This is a genomic window from Kineococcus gurbantunggutensis (assembly GCF_050871925.1).
GTDB lineage: Bacteria > Actinomycetota > Actinomycetes > Actinomycetales > Kineococcaceae > Kineococcus.
In genome coordinates, this window is sequence record NZ_JBJLSG010000129.1 from 1 (window position 1) to 14,229 (window position 14,229).

Consider the following 14,229-nt stretch of genomic DNA (forward strand, 5'->3'; position numbering starts at 1 on the left):
CGACCCCCCGGGCGGAGGGCGCGCGGCGCGGCTGCGCGCCCCCGCCGGTGCACGCGGTCCTCGCCTCGGTGCTCACGGGCGCGATCCTCGGCCGCGCGCCCGGCGCGGTCCCGGGACCGCGCCGGACGGTGGCCGTGTCGGGTGGCGGCTCAGAACAGCGCGCGCGAGAGCGCGGTGCGCGCCCGGGCCACGCGCGGGTCCGCGGACCCCACCACCGAGAACAGCTCCAGCAGGTGGGTGCGGGCGGCGTCGCGGTCCTCGCCGGCGGTGGCGCGCACGATGCGCAGCAGCCGCTCGAAGGCGTCCTCGACGTGGCCGCCGACGAGGTCGAGGTCCGCCACGACGAGCTGGGCGGCGACGTCGTCGGGGGCGTCGGCCGCGGCGGCGCGCGCCGCGGGGGCGTCCACCCCGCGCAGGCGGCGCAGCACGCCCACGCGCGCCAGGCCCTCGGCGGCCGCGGTGTCGCGCGGGTCGCTCGCCAGCGCCTTCTGCCAGGCGGCCGCGGCGGCGTCCAGGTCGCCGGCCTCCGCGGCGGCCTGCGCCTGCGCGTGCAGCGGCGGCAGCGGCGGCTCGGCCTCGGCGGCCCCCTCCGCCGCCGCGGCGGGCGCCTCGCCGGGCACGCGGCCGGTGACGCCGTTGGCCTCGGCCACGCGCAGGACCTCCTCCAGCAGCGGGCGGGCCTCCTCCGCGGTGGGGTAGGAGCCGGTGAACAGCGGCAGCGGCTGCCCCTTGACGATGGCGGCCACCAGCGGGATCGCGCGCGCCTGCAGCGACTGCACCAGGGACTGCGCCAGCGCCGGCTCGGCCTGGGCGTCGATGCGGCCCAGCAGGAAGCGCCCGGCGAACTCGTCCGCCAGCTGCGCGAGCACCTCGGAGCCGGTGTCGTACCCCTCGGCCCACAGGTTCAGCACGACGGGGAAGCTCACCGACGACTGCACGACCTCGGTGAAGGAGTCCTCGGTGACGTCCACGACGAACGGCGAGGCCTGCTGCACGGCGGCGGGGTCGGCGGCGGCGCGGCGCGCGACCTCCTCGCGGCGGGAGTTGCGGGCCGCCAGCGCCCCGAGGTCCACCGCCCCGCGCAGGTTCAGCCCCGCACCGGGGGGCGTCGGTTGAGTCATGGCGGTCAGCCTCTCACGCAGGCGCTCCCGCGCCGCAGGGCACCCGGGCCCGCCCGGGACGGCCGCGGGGACGCCCCGGAGGGCGCCCGGGGGCGCTCAGGGGACGCGGACCTCGACGGGCCCGCTCTGCACGGCCACGACGGAGACGGGCCCGCGCCCCGGCGGCAAGGCCAGGACCACGACCTCCTCCACCACGGTGGTCACGGAGGTGACGTCCGTGCGCCCGGCCAGCGCCGCGGCCGCCTCCTGCAGCCGCCCGGGGCGCCCGCCCTCGGGCCCGGAGGCCGTCACCGAGGAGCGGTAGCCGGCCACCACCAGCGCGCCGCCGTCGCGGGTGCGCACCGCGAGCACCGGGTCCGGCAGCGGGGTGCGCTCCTGGGTCAGCGAGCCGCCGGAGCCCTCCAGCGCGCTGGTCTGCTGCTCGGTCGAGCCCACGACGCCGGCGCGGTAGGCGTCGGGGGCGAACTGGTCGGCGAAGGCGCTGTCGTCGCCGCGCAGCAGCACGTCGGCGTAGCGCTCGGCGGCCGCCCGCGGGCTCATCGGCAGGTTGGCGTCCTCGTCGGCGGCCACGACGGCGGCGCCGTCGGCGGGGGCGCCGGTGGTGGGCAGGCTGGCGCCCGGCAGCAGCGAGGGCGTGGCCCACACCCGGTACGGCTCGCGCGCGGAGGCCGAGCGCAGCACCACCACCGAGGGCTTGCGGTCGGCGCCGGGCTCGGTGACGGTGAGGAACCAGCGCGGCCAGCCCTCCTGGCGCGGCAGGACCGAGGAGAGCGCGTCGAGGTCGTCGGCGCCGGCCGCCGGGGGCGTGGCGCCGGCCGCGGCGATGGTCGCGGCCGCGCGGCGCAGGTCCAGCTCGGGACCGGTGGTGCGCGCGGCCAGCGCGTCGAGGTCGGCGGTGGCCGGGTCGGCGGCCGCGGCCAGCGGCCCGGTGGCCGCCGCGGCGATGCGCGCGGCCTGCTGCGGCTGCACCACCAGCGGCGCCTGCCCGCCGGGGCCCGCCGCGGGCGGGGCGGCCGGGGCCGGCAGCCGGGCGCAGGCGGGCAGGGCCAGCAGGGCCGCGCACGCGGCGGCGAGCGCGAGGGTGCGGGCGGGCGGGCGCGTCACGCGGGCTCCTCCCCGGCCCCGGCGGGGCTCTCGGGCGTCCGGTCGGGCGTGCGGTCGGGGGTGCTGCCGGTGGGGCCGCCGGGGGTGCGGCGGCGCGGGGCGCGCCGGTGCAGCAGCAGGCCGAGCAGGCCGAGCACGGCCAGCGCGGCGCCGCCGGCCACCAGGGGCGTGCCGGCGGGGTGGCGGGCGGCGTCGGCGCTCAGCCGCCAGGACAGCTCCACCTGCGCGGGGGCGGCGGAGGTGCCGTCGGTGGTCACCACGGCCACGGCCCCGCCGGCGGCCGCGAGCGCGGCGTCGGAGGCGGTGTCCCAGGTCAGCTGGGCGCTGCCGGCGCCGTCGGCGCTGGCGATCCAGACGTCGGCGGCGCGCGGGTCGGCGGCGGGACCGGAGCCGGCGGCGGCCGTGCGGGCGGCGGGCTCGTCGAGGGAGCCGCCCACGCCGGTGACCTCGGTGCGGGCCGCGCCGTCCACCCACGCCCGGGCGTCCTCGGCGGTGGCCACGCCGACGAAGACGGCCCCGCCGCCGGCCGCGCGGGCGCGGACGGTGGCCGAGGGGCCGGTCAGGTCGAGCAGGCCGGGGGCGGTGACGAGGGCCACCGAGCCGGCGGCCGGCGCCGCGGGGACGGTGAGGGTGCGCGGCGGGGCCAGGACGGTGAGCACGAGGGCGCCGGCGGCGGCGCAGCCGAGACCGGCCAGCAGCAGCAGCCAGGCGAGCGCGCGTCGCACCGTGGTCCTCCGGGGGGTCGTGGGGTCGGGGCGACACCCTACGCACGTCGCCGGCGGGGGCGTGCACCGCGACGGGTGCGCGCAGGCGCTGAACCGCCCGCGGCGCGACCCCGTTGACGGGACGGCGGGATGCCGCAATCCTTGAAGAGGCAACATTTGCTCCTTCAAGAAGGCGGCTCTCCCGCCGCCGCAGGCCGCGACACCTCGCGCCCGTCCGAAGGGCCCGCCGGGCCCCCCTCCCGACCGCAGAGGACCGATCTCGTGACCACCAGCGCCCCCACCGCCACCCCCACCGCCCGCGACGCCGCCCGCGCCGCCCGGACCCCGGCCCCCACCAGCGCGGGCCTGCTCCTCGTGCGCCTCGTCGCCGGCGCGCTGCTGCTCGTGCACGGCGTCCCCAAGCTGCAGGACCCCGCCGGCGCGACCGGGATGGCCGCCGGCCTCGGCGTGCCCGCCCCCGACGTGGCGGGCTGGCTGGTGATCCTCGGCGAGGTGGGCCTGGGCGGCCTGCTCCTGCTGGGCCTGCTCACCCGCGTCGCCGGCGGCCTGCTCGCCCTGCAGATGGCCGGGATCTGGCTGCTCGTGCACGCCCCGCAGGGCTTCCTCGTGCAGGGTCAGGTCAACGGCGAGAACGCGCTGCTGCTCGGCGGCATCGGCCTGCTGCTGCTCTTCACCGGCGCCGGCCGCTGGTCCGTGGACGGTACCCGGCGCCGCTGAGGCGCCCCGGTCGGCCGCGGGCCCACCGGGTCCAGCGGGCCCAGCGGGTCACCGGGCCCAGCGGGTCACTGCCCGCGGCCGGCCTCGCCCTGCGCGCGCTCCACGGCGGCCTCCAGCCGCTCCAGCTTGCCCGTCAGCTCGCCCTCGTGGCCCGGGCGGATGTCCGCCTTGAGCACCAGCGACACGCGCGGGCCGTGCCGGCCCACCGCCTCGCACGCGCGGCGCACCACGTCCATGCACTGCTCCCAGGTGCCCTCCACCGTGGTGAACATCGCGTCGGTGCGGTGCGGCAGGCCCGAGGAGCGCACGACGAGCACCGCGTCGGCGACGGCGGCGCTCACCGAGTCCGACGGGGCGCCCTCGGGCGCGGGGCCGCCGGAGGGGGACACGGAGAAGGCGACGAGCACGCGCCCCACGCTAGGCGCCGCCGGCACCGCGCGCCTCCCCGGCGCCGCGCGGGCCGCCGGTGCAGGACCTCCACGCCGGCGCCACGCCGCCGACACGTCCGGCCCGCGGTCCTGACGGGCCCGGGCCGCCCGCGCGACTACGCTGCTGCACGCGACCGCGCCGCGCGACGCACCGCCGGCCGCGCCCTGCCCGTCCCCCAACCGCTCCGGAGGTCCGCCGGTGTCCAGCGAGTCCCACGACGCGTTCAACGTCGTCGTGCGCGGTTACGACCGCGGTCAGGTCGAAGCCCGGTTGCAGCACCTGGAGGAGGCCCTGCGCGAGGCCCGGGCCCGCGTGGAGGAGAGCGACGCCCGCGCCCTGCGCGTGGCCGCCGAGCTCAGCCAGGCCCAGAAGGAGCTGCGCGAGCACGACAAGCCCACCTACTCCGGCCTCGGCGCGCGCATGGAGAAGCTGCTGCGCCTGGCCGAGGACCAGTCCGGCGAGATCCTGCGCTCGGCCCGCCGCGACGCGGACCGGCTGCGCGAAGAGGCCCGCGCCGAGGCGCTGGAGACGCGCACGCGCGCCGACGAGGAGGCCCGCAGCCGCACCGACGCCGCCACCCGCGACGCCGCCGAGATCGTCGCCCGCGCCCGCGCGGAGGCCGACGGACTGCTGGACGGCGCCCGCCGCAGCGCCGCCGAGACCACCGCGGCCGCCGAGCGGGAAGCCGCCAACCTGCGCGCGCAGGCCGACCACGAGACCTCCGAGGCCGTCGCCGCCGCCGAGCGCACCGCGGCCGCGCTGCGCGCGCAGGCCGAGCGCGAGACGCTCGAGCTGCGCACCGGCACCGAGGCGGCCGTGCGCGAGCAGGAGCTGGCCCTGGCCGCCGCGCGCGAGCGCGCCGCCGAGGAGGACCGCCAGCGCCTGGAGGTCGCCGCGGCCCGCACCGCCGCCCGCATCGCCGAGGCCGAGCAGCGCGCCGCCGAGGCCGAGGAGCGCGCCCAGCAGGCCGCCGAGGCGGCCGAGTCCATCCGCGCCGAGGCGCTGGCACAGGCCGCGCTGCGCGCGGAGACGGCCCGCTCCGAGGCCGACGCGCTGCTGAGCGACGCGCGCGAGCGCTCGCAGCGGATGCTCGACACCGCCCGCGAGCAGGCCGAGCGCAGCCGCGCCTCGGCGCAGTCGGAGGTCGACGAGCTCATGCACCAGCGCGACGAGATCACCGAGCACCTCGACGACCTGCGCGGCCTGCTGGGCCTGGCGCCCGTCGTGCCGGGCCAGGCCGGCGACGAGGGCCACGACGACGGCGCGCGGGTCGTCGACCTCAGCGGGGCGCGCGAGGCGGACGAGCGCGCCTCCGCCGTCGGCTGAGGCGCACCGCTCCCGCCGGGGGCCGGCACCCCGCCCGGGGCGCCGGCCCCCGGTGCGTGCGGGGGGTGCGGAGGGCGCCGGGGGCGCGGCTCAGGCCGGCGGCCACGTCGTCGGCAGCGGGGCCCTGGCCGGGTTCACCCGGGCGACGACCTCGTCGAGCACCCGGCGCACCGCGTTCTCCCCCACCCACAGGTGCTTGGCGCCCTCCACCCCGACGACCTCCGCCTGCGGCAGCGCCGCGAAGCGCTCGCGCGCCTCGGGCGGGCGCAGGAAGTCGTCGAGCTCGGGCACCAGCGCGGTGACCGGCCGGCCCAGCTCGCCCCAGGCGCGCAGGTCCTCCGGGGTGGACCAGCGCAGCGGCGGGGAGAGCAGGACCAGCCCCTCCACCAGCGGGTCGCGCCCGTGCACCAGCGCCAGGTCGGTGCCGAAGGACCAGCCCAGCAGCCACACGCGCGGCAGCTCGCGGAACTCCACCAGCTCCAGGGCGGCCGCCACGTCGAAGCGCTCGGCGCCGCCGGCGTCGAAGACCCCTCCGCTGGTGCCGCGCGGGCTGGAGGTGCCGCGGGTGTTGAAGCGCAGCACGGCCAGGTCGGCCAGGGCGGGCAGGCGGTAGGAGGCCTTGCGCAGCACGTGGCTGTCCATGAACCCGCCGGCGGTGGGCAGCGGGTGCAGCGTCACCAGCGTGGCGACCGGGTCGCGCTCGGCGGGCAGGGCCAGCTCGCCGACGAGGGTGAGGCCGTCGGCGGTGTGCAGCTCCACGTCCTCGCGGCGGGCGGGCAGCACGAGGTCCCCGCGCACCTCCACCGGCTCGCCGCCGGCCGCGGGCTGCGCGCCCACCGGGCCCACCGGGCCCACCGGGCTCACCGGGCCAGCTCCTCGCGCAGCACGCCGAGCAACCCGGCCACGTCGCCGCCGGTGGTGTCGAAGCTGGCCACGAAGCGGACCTCGACCTGGCCGGGGGCGTGGTGCGCGTCCCACACGTGGAACGGCACGCGGGCGGCGGCGCGATCGGCGACCGCCTCGGGCAGCGCGGCGAAGACGGCGTTGGCCCGCACCGGGCGCGTGGTGCGCGCCCGCGAGCCCAGCTCCTCCACGCCGCGCGCCAGCAGGGCGGCCGCGGCGTTGGCGGCCGCGGCGTTGCGCAGCCACAGGTCGTCCTCGAACAGGGCCAGCAGCTGCGCGGAGACGAAGCGCGCCTTGGAGGCCAGCTGCAGGGACTGCTTGCGCAGCCGCTCCAGACCGGGGGCCGCCTCCGGCGAGCGCACGACGACGACCTCGGCCAGGCCGCCGCCGTTCTTCGTGCCGCCCAGCGAGACGGCGTCCACGCCCAGGTGGGTGGTCAGCTCCCCCAGGCCCAGGCCCAGCGCGACGGCGGCGTTGGCCAGGCGGGCGCCGTCGACGTGCACGCGCACGCCCAGGCCGTGGGCGACGGTGACCAGCTCGCGCAGGTGCTCGGCGGAGTACACCGTGCCCAGCTCGGTGCTCTGCGTCAGCGTCAGCGCCCCGACGGGGGCGGCCATGGGCCCCTGCGCGCGCCGCACGGCGCGCTCGAGGTCGGCCGGGTCCACCAGGCCGTCGGCGGTGGGCAGCTGGATCAGCTTGGTGCCGCCGACGTGCTCCAGCGCACCGCCCTCGTCGTGCAGGACGTGCGCCTCGGCGGAGCACAGCACCGACTCCCAGCGCTGCGTCAGTGCCTGCAGGGCGACGACGTTGGCGCCGGTGCCGGTGAGCAGCACCGCCGAGCGCGCGCCGGGCCCGAAGTGCCCGCGCAGGACCTCCTCCAGGGCCGCGGTGTAGGGGTCGGTGCCGTAGCTGCCGACGTGCCCGCCGTTGGCGGCGACGAGGGCGGCGAGGACCTCCGGGTGCATGCCGGCGGCGTTGTCGCTGGCGAACCCGCGGGCGGCGGTGTCGTGCCGGGGGCGGGCGGCGGCGTCCGCCCCGGGGTGCGGTGCGGTGGGGGTTCCGGTCACCCGGCGACGGTAGTGCGGGCGCGGGCGCCCGGCCGAGCCGGGGCGGTGGGCCGAGCCGGGTCGGTGGGCGGCGCGGGCCGGCGGGCCGGTGCGCTCAGCGCGGCCAGCGGCGGCTGCGGGCGTCGAAGCAGGCCGGGTGCCAGTGCCGGCGCTCGCTGACGCCGTCGCCGGGGCTGAAGGTGCCGTGCGAGGGCCAGACGACGACGTGCGGGACGCCGGGCGGGATCTCCTGCGCGCAGCCGGGGCAGCGGTACGTCTTGGTGGAGGTGCCGCCGCGCAGCTGCCGCACCACCCAGGAGCCGTCGGGGCCGTCCACGGTGCGGTCCACGCCGCGGCCGGGCACGCCGCGCGCGGGCGGGTCGGGGCGGCGGCGGTTCGAGCGGGGCACGACCCCAGTGTCCCCGCCGGCCGGCGCCGGCGCCGCCGGGGGCGCACGCCCCGACGCGGGGGGCCGGACGCCCGACCGGGCGCCGCCGCGGCGGAGTCCCCTCCACACCACCGTGGCGCGCCCGGTGCACCTGCTCGAACGCTGCCCGCCGGGTTTTCGTTACGCCCCCTTCCGGGGGCCAGGCGGGAGGGGCGCGGCCGGGCGCGCTCCAGCCCGTAGGCTGCCCCCTCGTGCGCCTGGTCATCGCCCGCTGCTCCGTCGACTACGCGGGGCGCCTGTCGGCGCACCTGCCGCTGGCGACCCGCCTGCTGCTGGTCAAGGCCGACGGCAGCGTGCTCGTGCACTCCGACGGCGGTTCCTACAAGCCGCTGAACTGGATGAGCCCGCCGGCCCGGCTGACCGTGGCGCCCGCCGGCGAGGACGACGCCGAGGGCGTCGTGGAGACGTGGACGGTGCAGCACCTCAAGAGCGACGACCGGCTCGTGGTCTCGGTGCACGAGGTGCTGCACGACTCCAGCCACGAGCTGGGCGTGGACCCCGGGCTGGTCAAGGACGGCGTCGAGGCGCACCTGCAGAAGCTGCTGGCCGAGCACATCGGCACCCTGGGCGAGGGCTACCGGCTCGTGCGCCGCGAGTACCCCACGGCCATCGGCCCGGTGGACATCCTCGCCCGCGACGGCGGCGGCGGCACCGTGGCGGTGGAGATCAAGCGGCGCGGCGACATCGACGGCGTGGAGCAGCTCACCCGCTACCTGGAGCTGCTCAACCGCGACCCGCAGCTGCGGCCGGTGGCCGGCGTGTTCGCCGCCCAGGAGATCAAGCCCCAGGCGCGCACGCTGGCCACCGACCGCGGCATCCGGTGCGTGACGCTCGACTACGACGCCCTGCGGGGCGTGGACGACGTCTCCACGCGCCTGTTCTGAGCCCGCGGGCGCAGCCGCGCCACCGCCGGGTGCGGCCCGCCGGCGCCGGCGGCCCCGTCGTCGAGGTGCAGCACGCGGTGCAGGCGGGTGACGCGCACCAGGCGCAGCGCCGGCAGCGGCACGTCCCGCAGCACCAGCTCGCGCCCGGCCCGCTGCGCCCGCCGGTGGGCGCCGACGAGCACGCCCAGGCCGGTGGCGTCGGCGACGACGACGCCGTCGACGTTCACCACCAGCCGCCCGCTGCCGCGGTCGACCGCGGCGTGCAGGGCGGCGCGCACCTCCGGCACCGAGTGCACGTCGAGCCGGCCGGACACGCGCACGAGCCTGCCGGGTTCCTCCTCGACGACCGTGGCTCCGCCCGGTGGGGCGGTGCGGGCAGCGCGCCGCGCCGCCACGTCGTCCGCGGCGCTGGGCGCCGCCCTCCTTGTCGCGACCTGGATCGCCATGTGTTCCTCCCCCGAGGACGCCGGTCTGGTCACCGGCTAGGACGCAGGGGGCCCCCGTCCGGTTGCACCGCGCAGCCGCACGATCAGGACACCCTGTGTGCCGACTCTGCCACGCAACGCAGTTGCGGGGGCGGGAACGAGCGCGCCGTTCCCGAACGGTGACCTGCCGTCACCAACCGACCCCGGGCGGTGCTCCCGGCGGTGCCCCCGGCGGTGCCCCGCCCGGTCGCCCGGCCCGCCCGAGCAGCGCTGGACACGGCGGGGACACTGACCGGGTGACCTTCGGCGGCTACTACTACGCGGTGGGACCGATCATCGCCCTGCTGGTGGTGGCGGTGCTCGCGCTGCTGCTGCGCTGGACGTTCTCCCGCGGCCGCTCCCTGGTGGAGCGGCGCCCCAGCCGCGGCGACAGCAGCGAGTACGGCCTGCTGGAGGTGGTCTCGGCCCCGGCCACGTTCGTGGAGGCCGAGGTGCAGCGCCGCACGCTGCTCGACGCGGGCATCCGCGCCACCCTGGCCCCCACCACCGAGGGCCCGCGCGTCATGGTCTTCCCCGAGGAGGCCGGACTGGCGCGGCAGCTCCTCGAGGGCCGCGGCGGGCGCCCGTGAGCGCCGGGGCCCCGGCGCCCGGCAGGAGCGACGAGAGCGACGGGACCGGCGGGACCGGCGAGGCGGGCGCGAGCGGGCTGCCCGCGCGCGGGGAGGTGCTGGCCGCGGCGCTGGCCCTGGCCGCGGAGGACGAGGAGCGCGCCGGCGTGGCGGTGGTGCTGGCCCTGGAGGACGCCGCCGGCGCGCGGGGCGCGGGCCCGGTCGGCGGGGACCCGGGGGCGGACGGGCCGGTGCTGGCCCGGCGGCTGCGGCGCTGCTGGGAGGTCCTGGCGGCCGCCGACCCCGACGTCAGCGTGCAGGACGCCCTGACCGTGCTCGCCGACCTCGACGTGCGCCCGGAGCCGGCCGCGCCCGCCCCGCCCACCGCGCCCGGCGAGCCCGCGCCGTCCCTGGCCGCCTGGCGCCCCGACGGCTGGGTGCGCCCCTCCTGGCCGCAGCGGCGCGCCGAGGCGGCGCGCGTGCTGGACGCCGTGGCCGGCGGGCGGCTGCTGCGGGTGGTCAACTTCCACGACACCCCGCGCTCGCACCGCGAGCGGCTGCGCGCGGAGCTGACCGGCTACGCCGAGCGCTTCGCGCCGGTCACCGCCGCCGACGTGCACACCTTCCTCGACACCGGCCGCTGGGCCAGCACCCGCCCCGGGATCGTGCCCGCCTTCTACGACGGCTTCGCCTCGGCCGTGGACGTCGCCGCGCCGCTGCTGGCCGAGACCGGCCTGGTGGGCTGGTTCTACCCGCCCACGGCGTTCCTGGACGCCCCGGCGAGCGCGCAGCGCGAGTTCGCCGTGCGCCACTCCTACGGGGTGCTGGACGCGCGAGAGGGCGAGCGGCTGGCGATGACGTGGGACGACCTGGCCGCGCTGGCCGCCGACCACGAGGTGTGCGGGCACACCGCCACCCACGCCGCCAGCGCCGCGGTGCGCACCCCCGGGGAGGTGGAGCGCGAGGTGCTGGAGCCGCTGGAGCGGCTGCGGCAGGCGTGCGGGCGCACCCCGGCGACGTGGGCGTGGCTGGGCGGCACCCCGCACGAGGCGCACGCCCCGGGCGACGCGGCCGTGGCCGCCGCGGGCGTGCGGCTGGTCACCTCCAACGCGGTGCTGCAGCGCCTGGCGTGAGCCCCGCGCCTCAGCGCAGGCCGCTGCGGGCCAGGCCGGCGACGAACTGCCGCTGGGCGAGGCCGAAGAGCACCAGCACCGGCAGCGCCGACAGCAGCGCCCCGGCCATGAGGGCCGGGTAGTCCGTCGTGTACTGGTTCTGCAGGAACGACAGGCCCACCGGCAGCGTGTACAGCTCCGGCACGCGCAGCGCCACCAGCGGCCAGGCGAACTCGTTCCAGCGGTACATGAAGGTCATGACGACCAGGACCGCGACCAGCGGGCGCGCCAGCGGCAGGACGATCGAGACCAGCGTGCGCAGCTGCCCGGCGCCGTCGAGCTGGGCGGCCTCCAGCAGCTCGTCGGGCAGGGACAGGAAGTACTGCCGGGCCAGGAAGACGCCGAACGCCTCCGCCGAGCGCGGCACGATGACCGCCCAGTAGGAGTTGATCCAGCCCAGGTCGTTGACCAGGTCGAACTGCGGCACGAGCAGCGTCTGCACCGGGATCATCAGGGTGGCCAGGATGCAGAAGAAGACCACCGAGCGGCCGGGGAAGCGGTGCTTGGCGAGCACGAAGCCGGCCAGGACGTCGACGACGACGGTGAGCACGACGGCCACCACGGCGATCGCGGCGGAGTTCGACACCCACTGCAGCAGTGGGAAGTCGACCAGGACGCGGCGGAAGGCGTCGAGGTCCACGGACGTGGGCAGCAGGCCCACCCGCCCGGCGGCCAGGTCCGAGCGCGAGGACAGCGCCGTGACGAGCATCCAGTACAGCGGGAAGACCCACACCAGCGCCAGGAGCACGACGACCACCAGCCGCGGCCAGCGCGGGCGCCGCCGCCCCGGCGCGGCCGCGGGCGCGGACACCGACAGGCGCGAGCCCTCGCGCACCTGCGCGCTCACGCGACCTCCTCCGCGTCGCGCTGGGCGCGCCAGGACAGCACGGTGGCGGCGAGGATGACGGCGAAGACGACCACGCCGATCGCCGAGCCGTACCCCTCGGCGCGGGCCTGGAAGCCCTGCGCGTACGCGTAGGTGACGAGGATCTCCGTGGCGCCGGCCGGGCCGCCGGCCGTCATGACGCGCACCACGTCGAAGGTCTGGAAGACCTCGATGACCATGAGCACCACCACGAAGAACGTCGTGGGCCGCAGCAGCGGCCAGCTCACGTGCCGCACGCGCTGCCAGCGGGAGGCGCCGTCGAGCTCGGCGGCCTCCAGCACGTCGCGGTCCAGGCCCTGCAGCGCGCTGAGGTAGAGCACCACCACCAGGCCGGTGCGCGCCCAGAACAGCACCACGAACACCGACAGCGCCGCGGCCCCGCCGTCGGACTGCCAGTCGGGGGCGGGCAGGCCCAGCGCGGTGAGGGTGCGGTCGACGATGCCGACGTTCTGGTCGAAGATCCACCGGCCCGCCATGGCCACGACCACGCCGGAGAGCACGTACGGCGCCAGGAACAGCGCCCGGAACAGCCCGCGCCCGGGCAGCCGGTCGCGCAGCAGCAGCGCGATGCCGAAGCCGGCGGCCACGCTGGTGGGCACGGACACCAGCGCCAGCAGGCCGGTGTTGCCCGCCGCGCGCCAGAAGACCGGGTCGCGGGCCATGCGCGCGTAGTTGGCCAGGCCGGTGAACTCCGGCTGCCCGATGCCGGTGGAGTTCGTCATCGAGATGCGCACCGCCTGCACCAGCGGGTAGAGCACGAACACCCCGAACAGCAGCAGGGCCGGGGTCAGCAGCGCGTAGGAGGTGGCCCAGCGGCGCACCGGCCTGCGGGTCCGGCCGGCGGCGCGGCCGGCCGCGACACCGGCGACGCTCACGCGTCGATCACCGACTGCACGCCGTCGGTGATCTTGCGCAGGGCGGTGGCGTCGTCGTCGGAGCCGAGGAACGCCTCGTCGAGGCGGTCGCGCAGCTGGGTGTTGATGGCGCTGAAGCTGGGCACGACGACCTGCTCCACCAGCGGGGTGCGGATCTCGCGCGCCTGCTGCACGTACAGCTCCATCAGGTCCGGGCGCACGACCCAGTCCAGGGCGGCGGGGTCGACGTCGCTGCGGGTGGGCAGCACGCTCGCGGCGGCGCAGAACTCCCCCACCTGCTGCGCCTGGGCGCAGAAGGCCAGGAAGTCCAGCGCGGCGTCCCGCTTGGCGCTGTCCTGCACCGCCACCAGGGCGTTGCCGCCGAGGTCGGCGGAGGCGTTGACGTCGCGCGGCAGGAAGGTGGCCGAGTAGCCGAAGCCGCCGCCCTCGATCTCCGAGAGCAGGAAGTCGCCGGCGAAGCACATCGCGACGGTCTGGTTGAGGAAGAGGTCGCTGGCGGCCTGGCCGCGGGCGTTGGCGTTGGGCGGGGTCAGGCCCTGGCGGAACAGGTCGCGGCTGAAGGTCAGCGCCTTGAGCATCCCGGGGTCGTCCTCGGCCACGGCGCCGAGGTCCTCGGTGAGCAGCCGCCCGCCGGCCTGGTCGACGAAGTTCAGCCAGCGGAAGGCGCCGGCGTTCTGCCAGTTGACCGCCACGGCGTAGGTGTCGGCGCGGGTGGGCCGCACCCGGCCCACGGCGTCGGCGAACTGCTCCCAGCTCCACGCCTCCTCCGGCGTGCGCGGCAGGGTCAGGCTCGCGGAGGCCACCGCCTCGTCGTTGACGAGCACCATGGAGGTGTCGGTGTGGTGGGGGACGCCGAAGGTGCCCTCGTCGTCGGTGACGGCGCTCCAGAACGCCGGCAGGAACGCCCGCTCCAGCTCGGCGGTGTCCGGCAGGTTCGCCAGCACGCCCTGCGCGCGGTACGCGGCCACGTCGGTGTAGCTGACGCGGAACACGTCCGGGGGGCTGTCGGTGCGCAGCGCCGTGTCGACGGCGGTGAGGACCTCCGAGTACGGCACCACCTGCAGCCGCACGCGGGGACCGCCCTGCGCGGCGAAGTCGGCGGCGAGCTTCTCGAACGCGGGGCGCTCCGCGTCGCTCGCCCAGGTGATCACGGTGAGCTCGTCCGGCGCGCTGGAGGAGGAGCCCGAGGACCCCCCGGTGGAGAAGCCGCTGCAGGCGGACAGGCCCGCGGCGGCGGTGAGGCCGGCGCCCGCGCCCAGCAGGGCGCGGCGGGAGGCGGGGGGTGCGGTGGTGGTGCCGGGGGTGGTGCGGGGTGCGGTCACGTGAGCTCCGGGGGTCGGTGGGCCGGGGGTTCGACCCGTGCGAGGTCGGCAGCGGAGTGCAGCGTCTCGTCACGCTAGCCCCTGGCACCGGGCCCGGCCCGGCGAACTGCGACCGGTGCCGCCCCGCCCGCTCTCCCGCCAGCTCCACCGCCAGCTCCACCGCCCGCTCCCGCGTGCGCGGCCCCGCCGGCCGGTCCCCGGACGCACGACGGCCCGCGCCCCCACCGCGTGCGGTGGG

The 14,229-nt window shown here is 78.3% G+C and carries 16 protein-coding genes; 5 read left to right on the forward strand and 11 right to left on the reverse strand.

Annotation, left to right across the window (positions count from 1 at the left end):
* Positions 1-149: 149 nt before the first annotated feature.
* The 3 genes from ACRYR7_RS19210 to ACRYR7_RS19220 all read right to left on the reverse strand — a co-directional run bounded on the left by ACRYR7_RS19210 (position 150) and on the right by ACRYR7_RS19220 (position 2,950).
* A complete protein-coding gene (locus ACRYR7_RS19210; RefSeq protein WP_432573722.1) occupies positions 150-1,121 on the reverse strand; it encodes a co-chaperone YbbN in 972 nt (323 codons plus the stop codon).
* A gap of 96 nt (positions 1,122-1,217) precedes the next feature.
* Positions 1,218-2,225, reverse strand: coding sequence for a hypothetical protein (locus ACRYR7_RS19215; RefSeq protein ID WP_432573723.1), 1,008 nt, complete (start codon positions 2,223-2,225; stop codon positions 1,218-1,220).
* A complete protein-coding gene (locus ACRYR7_RS19220) occupies positions 2,222-2,950 on the reverse strand; it encodes a hypothetical protein (protein ID WP_432573724.1) in 729 nt (242 codons plus the stop codon). Before ACRYR7_RS19220 ends, ACRYR7_RS19215 begins: the two co-directional genes overlap by 4 nt.
* Positions 2,951-3,211: 261 nt before the next feature.
* Here ACRYR7_RS19220 and ACRYR7_RS19225 point away from each other — a divergent pair, with 261 nt between their 5' ends.
* Positions 3,212-3,667 carry a DoxX family protein gene (locus tag ACRYR7_RS19225; protein WP_432573725.1) on the forward strand — a complete coding sequence of 152 codons (456 nt, stop codon included), beginning with the start codon at positions 3,212-3,214 and terminating at the stop codon, positions 3,665-3,667.
* Positions 3,668-3,732: 65 nt separating this feature from the next.
* Here ACRYR7_RS19225 and ACRYR7_RS19230 read toward each other — a convergent pair whose 3' ends face one another.
* A complete protein-coding gene (locus ACRYR7_RS19230; RefSeq protein WP_432573726.1) occupies positions 3,733-4,074 on the reverse strand; it encodes a thiamine-binding protein in 342 nt (113 codons plus the stop codon).
* A 220-nt stretch (positions 4,075-4,294) separates the two neighbouring features.
* Here ACRYR7_RS19230 and ACRYR7_RS19235 point away from each other — a divergent pair, with 220 nt between their 5' ends.
* A complete protein-coding gene (locus tag ACRYR7_RS19235; protein WP_432573727.1) occupies positions 4,295-5,422 on the forward strand; it encodes a coiled-coil domain-containing protein in 1,128 nt (375 codons plus the stop codon).
* 90 nt (positions 5,423-5,512) lie between these two features.
* Here the strand turns inward: ACRYR7_RS19235 and ACRYR7_RS19240 are convergent, their stop codons facing one another.
* From ACRYR7_RS19240 to ACRYR7_RS19250, 3 genes are all read right to left on the reverse strand, one after another.
* Complete coding sequence (locus ACRYR7_RS19240; protein WP_432573736.1) at positions 5,513-6,259, reverse strand: alpha/beta hydrolase; 747 nt, start codon at positions 6,257-6,259, stop codon at positions 5,513-5,515.
* A 23-nt stretch (positions 6,260-6,282) separates the two neighbouring features.
* Positions 6,283-7,392 carry a threonine aldolase family protein gene (locus ACRYR7_RS19245; RefSeq protein WP_432573728.1) on the reverse strand — a complete coding sequence of 370 codons (1,110 nt, stop codon included), beginning with the start codon at positions 7,390-7,392 and terminating at the stop codon, positions 6,283-6,285.
* 94 nt (positions 7,393-7,486) lie between these two features.
* The gene (locus tag ACRYR7_RS19250) at positions 7,487-7,780 is read right to left on the reverse strand and encodes an LIM domain-containing protein (protein WP_432573729.1); all 294 of its coding nucleotides are present in this window, start codon (positions 7,778-7,780) and stop codon (positions 7,487-7,489) included.
* 230 nt (positions 7,781-8,010) lie between these two features.
* Here ACRYR7_RS19250 and nucS point away from each other — a divergent pair, with 230 nt between their 5' ends.
* Positions 8,011-8,703 carry an endonuclease NucS gene (nucS, locus tag ACRYR7_RS19255; RefSeq protein ID WP_432573730.1) on the forward strand — a complete coding sequence of 231 codons (693 nt, stop codon included), beginning with the start codon at positions 8,011-8,013 and terminating at the stop codon, positions 8,701-8,703.
* On the opposite strand, the gene ACRYR7_RS19260 is transcribed toward nucS, so the two are convergent.
* Positions 8,655-9,023 (reverse strand): STAS domain-containing protein, encoded by a 369-nt coding sequence (locus ACRYR7_RS19260; protein ID WP_432573737.1) that lies wholly within the window; start codon positions 9,021-9,023, stop codon positions 8,655-8,657. The genes nucS and ACRYR7_RS19260 overlap by 49 nt on opposite strands.
* A 401-nt stretch (positions 9,024-9,424) precedes the next feature.
* Here ACRYR7_RS19260 and ACRYR7_RS19265 point away from each other — a divergent pair, with 401 nt between their 5' ends.
* Together ACRYR7_RS19265 and ACRYR7_RS19270 are read left to right on the forward strand one after the other, a co-directional pair.
* Positions 9,425-9,757, forward strand: coding sequence for a hypothetical protein (locus tag ACRYR7_RS19265; protein WP_432573731.1), 333 nt, complete (start codon positions 9,425-9,427; stop codon positions 9,755-9,757).
* A complete protein-coding gene (locus ACRYR7_RS19270) occupies positions 9,754-10,869 on the forward strand; it encodes a polysaccharide deacetylase family protein (RefSeq protein ID WP_432573732.1) in 1,116 nt (371 codons plus the stop codon). Before ACRYR7_RS19265 ends, ACRYR7_RS19270 begins: the two co-directional genes overlap by 4 nt.
* Before the next feature lie 10 nt (positions 10,870-10,879).
* On the opposite strand, the gene ACRYR7_RS19275 is transcribed toward ACRYR7_RS19270, so the two are convergent.
* From ACRYR7_RS19275 to ACRYR7_RS19285, 3 genes are read right to left on the reverse strand one after another with little or no spacing between them, the layout of a single operon-like run.
* The gene (locus tag ACRYR7_RS19275; protein WP_432573733.1) at positions 10,880-11,755 is read right to left on the reverse strand and encodes a carbohydrate ABC transporter permease; all 876 of its coding nucleotides are present in this window, start codon (positions 11,753-11,755) and stop codon (positions 10,880-10,882) included.
* Positions 11,752-12,669: a carbohydrate ABC transporter permease gene (locus ACRYR7_RS19280; RefSeq protein ID WP_432573734.1), complete on the reverse strand. Its 918-nt coding sequence runs from the start codon at positions 12,667-12,669 to the stop codon at positions 11,752-11,754. The genes ACRYR7_RS19275 and ACRYR7_RS19280 overlap by 4 nt, the downstream gene beginning before the upstream one ends.
* Complete coding sequence (locus tag ACRYR7_RS19285; RefSeq protein WP_432573735.1) at positions 12,666-13,991, reverse strand: ABC transporter substrate-binding protein; 1,326 nt, start codon at positions 13,989-13,991, stop codon at positions 12,666-12,668. Before ACRYR7_RS19285 ends, ACRYR7_RS19280 begins: the two co-directional genes overlap by 4 nt.
* Positions 13,992-14,229 lie beyond the last annotated feature (238 nt).

Bases quoted from the DNA above. Each gene is read 5' to 3' on its own strand.
- ACRYR7_RS19210 (WP_432573722.1), bottom strand. From the start codon at position 1,121: ATGACTCAACCGACGCCCCCCGGTGCGGGGCTGAACCTGCGCGGGGCG.